Here is a 3649-nt window from a genome sequence, read left to right as displayed (position 1 = left end):
CTTGAAAGGCGATGCCACCGGGGCGACGGTGCCGGTCGTGGTCCTGTCGACATGCGGTGCGGGAGCCAATGCGGTGCGCACCGGCTTCGATACCGGCGCCACTTCGGGAGCCTGGGCAACGGGCGGAGGCAGCGGCCGCGTCGAGACCGGATCGAGGCTGGAGCGGCTGACCGACTGTGTATGGCTGCCATCGATCGGAGCGGCGGCGACATCGCCCGGATAAGGCTGCTGTACGGCATCCTGCTTGTTGATGATGGTGCGCTGATTGTTGGTCGAGGATGTAAAGACGTCGTCGACGCCATTGAACCGCGAAACTTGGGAACTGCACCCCGCAGCAGCACCCGCGACCATCAGTATGGCGCAGCCTCGCGCCAGATTGCGACCGCTTGTCTTCAAAACACTGAGTTGCATCGCACTAACCCGCACATACCCGGTACAAACTAGGCATGATTAAAGCGCGTTAATGTTACTCGACGGTTAACCCCATGGAATCCGGCGCAATTTTTCTTAAAATATTAGAGAGCGAGCCCAGGGGAGATTTTCAGGTCATGCCGGCCGGGGTCGAAGACGCACCCGACGCGGCGCGGCCTGAACATCGACATGCGCGCTAGATGATAGCGGCGACACCGCGCAGGATCGGCTGCAGGCGAACGAGGCCGATGTCTTCACGCTCGAAGCGGCTGCCGACCTTGGTCAGCTTGGCCAGCACCTGTTCGCCCTCTTCGGGGCCGATCGGCGCGATGACGATGCCGCCGCTCGACAATTGGTCGAGCAGGAAACGCGGCAGGCTGTCGAAGGACGCCCATGCAACGATGCGATCGAACGGCCCTTCATTCGGCAGGCCACCGGAACCATCGGCGTGGCGCACGATGACATTGCCGATGCCGAGCGCCTCGAAGCGCTGCCTGGCCTGCTCGGCGAGCGTCTTGTAGCGATCGGTGGTGATGACCCGCGCCGCCAGCCGCGACATCACCGCCGAGGTGTAGCCCGAACCGGTACCGATCTCGAGCACGCGGTTGCCCTGCTCGATAGCGAGCGCCGCGATCACCGCCGCCTGCATGTCGGCACCTTCGATCGCCTCGCCGCATTCGATCGGCAGCATACGGTCCGACCAGGCGATCTGATGGAACTGGGCCGCCAGGAAGCCGCGCCGCGGCGTCGCCTCGAAGGCGGCGATCAGCGCTTTCGGTACAGTCCCCCGACCGCGCAGACGCAGCAGAAAGGCGGCAAAACCTTCACGGTCATCGATCCCTTGGTTCATGCAAGCGCCTTGCTCAATTGGTCACGGATTTCATGCGCGGTCAGATCGAGCTGCAGCGGCGTCACCGACACCAGCCTGTTGCGCAAGGCGTAGAGATCGGTGCCTTGCTTGCCCTCGACCGGCTCGCCGCCGAAGCGCAGCCAGTAGTATGGCAGGCCGCGCCCGTCGCGGCGCTCGTCGACCCACAGGGAGTGCACGAGCTTGCCTTGCGTGGTGACCACCGTGCCGGCGACCTCTTCGGGCGTGCAATTGGGAAAATTGACGTTGAGCAGCACGCCGTCCGGCAACGGCGTCGCGACAAGCTTCTTCAGCAGCGCCGGCGCCAGCACCTCTGTCGTCTCGTAGGGCACGACGCGATCTTCGCCGACATAGCTGTAGCCCTGGCTGAGCGCGATCGAGCGGATACCGAGCAGCGCGCCTTCCATGGCGCCGGCGACGGTGCCCGAATAGGTGACGTCATCGGCGATATTGGCGCCCGAATTGATGCCGGACAGGATCAGGTCGGGTGCGCCAGGCAGGATTTTCTTGACGCCCATGATGACGCAATCCGTCGGCGTGCCGCGCACGGCGAAATGCTTCTCGCCGATCTTGCGCAGCCGCAGCGGCTCCGAGATCGACAGCGAATGCGCGTAGCCGGACTGGTCCTGCTCGGGCGCCACCACCCAGACATCGTCGGACAGCGTGCGCGCGACGCGTTCGAGCGACGCCAGGCCCTCGGCATGAATGCCGTCGTCATTGGTCAGGAGGATACGCATTATTTCGCTTCGATCTTTTCCAGGCCGCCCATGTAAGGCCGCAGCACTTCAGGAATGGTTACGCTGCCATCCTCGTTCTGGTAGTTTTCGATGACGGCGATGAGCGCGCGGCCAATGGCTGTGCCCGAGCCGTTGAGGGTGTGGACGAAGCGGTTGCCCTTGCCGTCTCTGTCCTTGTAGCGCGCGTCCATGCGGCGCGCCTGGAAATCGCCGCACACCGAGCAGGACGAGATCTCGCGATAGGCGTTCTGGCCGGGCAGCCAGACCTCGATGTCGTAGGTCTTGCGCGCGCCAAAGCCCATGTCGCCGGTGCACAGCGTCATGGTGCGGAACGGCAGGCCGAGCCGCTTCAGCACTTCCTCGGCGCATTGCGTCATCCGCTCATGCTCGGCAAGTGACGATTCCTGGTCCGTGATCGACACCAGCTCGACCTTGTAGAACTGATGCTGGCGCAGCATGCCGCGCGTGTCGCGCCCGGCCGAACCCGCTTCCGAGCGGAAGCACGGCGTCAGCGCGGTGTAGCGCAGCGGCAGTTTTTCATGCGCGGTGATTTCTTCACGCACAAGGTTGGTGAGTGGGACCTCGGCAGTGGGAATCAGGCCAAGCCTGCCCTCCCCGTGCGGCGTGAAGAACAGATCTTCCTCGAACTTCGGCAACTGGTTGGTGCCGAACAGAACATCGTCCTTGACCATCAACGGCGGGATGACTTCTTCGTAGCCATGTTCGGTCGTATGCAGGTCCAGCATAAACTGGCCGAGCGCACGTTCCATCCGGGCCAGTCCGCTTTTCAGCACCGTAAAGCGCGAGCCCGACAGCTTTGCCGCGCGCTCGAAATCCATCATGCCGAGCGCTTCGCCGATCTCAAAATGCTCCTTCACCCAGTTCGGCCGCGTCGGCACCTTGCCGACGAGGTGCTTGACGACATTGTCGTGCTCGTCCTTGCCGACAGGCACGTCGTCGAACGGCACGTTGGGAAGCACTGCCAGCGCATCGGTCAGCGCCTTGTCGAGCTCGCGTTCGCGCGCCTCGCCGTTCTGGATGAAGACCTTGATCTCGCCGACTTCGGATTTCAGCGTCTCGGCCAGGGCGGCATCGCCCGAACGCATGGCGTTGCCGATCTCCTTCGACGCGGCATTGCGGCGCTCCTGCTTGGTCTGCAGCTCGGTGACGTGCTCGCGCCGGGCCTCGTCCGAGGCGATCAGTCCGTCGACCATGGACTGCGCCTCACCGGCCGACCACGAGCGCTTCACCAGCGCCTCGACAAGGGCCTTCGGGTTGTCGCGAATCCATTTGATGTCAAGCATGGTTTGAAACGCTCCTGGGTAGCATGTCGCCCAAAAGTGCACAGCGATTTGGGACAACGACATGCTCAAAACAAAACTGAAACGCATCGCTTTGAGCGCGATGCGTTTCAGCCAGAGGGCGTAAACCGCATCCGGGATCGATGCAAGAGGACGGGGCGACGACTATGTTTTTCCGCCGCTGCAGCCGCTCTGTCGCCTATGAGGAGGCAGGTGCCGGGGGCTCGTCCGGTGCTTTGTCCGCCACCTCTTCCGCCGCGCCCTGCTTCTCGCGTGCCACGCGCTGCTTTTCCCGATCGCGCTCGATCAGCCGGGCAGCCCAGATGGACACC

Annotated in this window: 3 protein-coding genes and 2 pseudogenes; all 5 read right to left on the bottom strand. The window is 63.5% G+C overall.

The window, feature by feature from the left end; genetic code table 11:
- Positions 1–411, bottom strand: a pseudogene (locus tag EN893_RS23975) (peptigoglycan-binding protein LysM); the annotation flags it as partial.
- Positions 412–607: 196 nt separating this feature from the next.
- On the bottom strand, positions 608–1261 hold the full coding sequence (locus EN893_RS23970) for a protein-L-isoaspartate(D-aspartate) O-methyltransferase (protein ID WP_127267601.1): 654 nt from the start codon (positions 1259–1261) through the stop codon (positions 608–610).
- A complete protein-coding gene (gene surE / locus EN893_RS23965) occupies positions 1258–2016 on the bottom strand; it encodes a 5'/3'-nucleotidase SurE (protein ID WP_023812184.1) in 759 nt (252 codons plus the stop codon). Before surE ends, EN893_RS23970 begins: the two co-directional genes overlap by 4 nt.
- Positions 2016–3320, bottom strand: a complete 1305-nt coding sequence (serS, locus tag EN893_RS23960; RefSeq protein ID WP_127267600.1) for a serine--tRNA ligase — start codon at positions 3318–3320, stop codon at positions 2016–2018. Before serS ends, surE begins: the two co-directional genes overlap by 1 nt.
- Positions 3321–3516: 196 nt before the next feature.
- Positions 3517–3649: pseudogene (locus EN893_RS40090) on the bottom strand (twin-arginine translocase subunit TatC); the annotation flags it as partial.

Source organism: Mesorhizobium sp. M7A.F.Ca.CA.004.04.2.1 (assembly GCF_004022825.1).
GTDB lineage: Bacteria > Pseudomonadota > Alphaproteobacteria > Rhizobiales > Rhizobiaceae > Mesorhizobium.
This window is presented reverse-complemented; position numbering and strand designations above follow the sequence as displayed.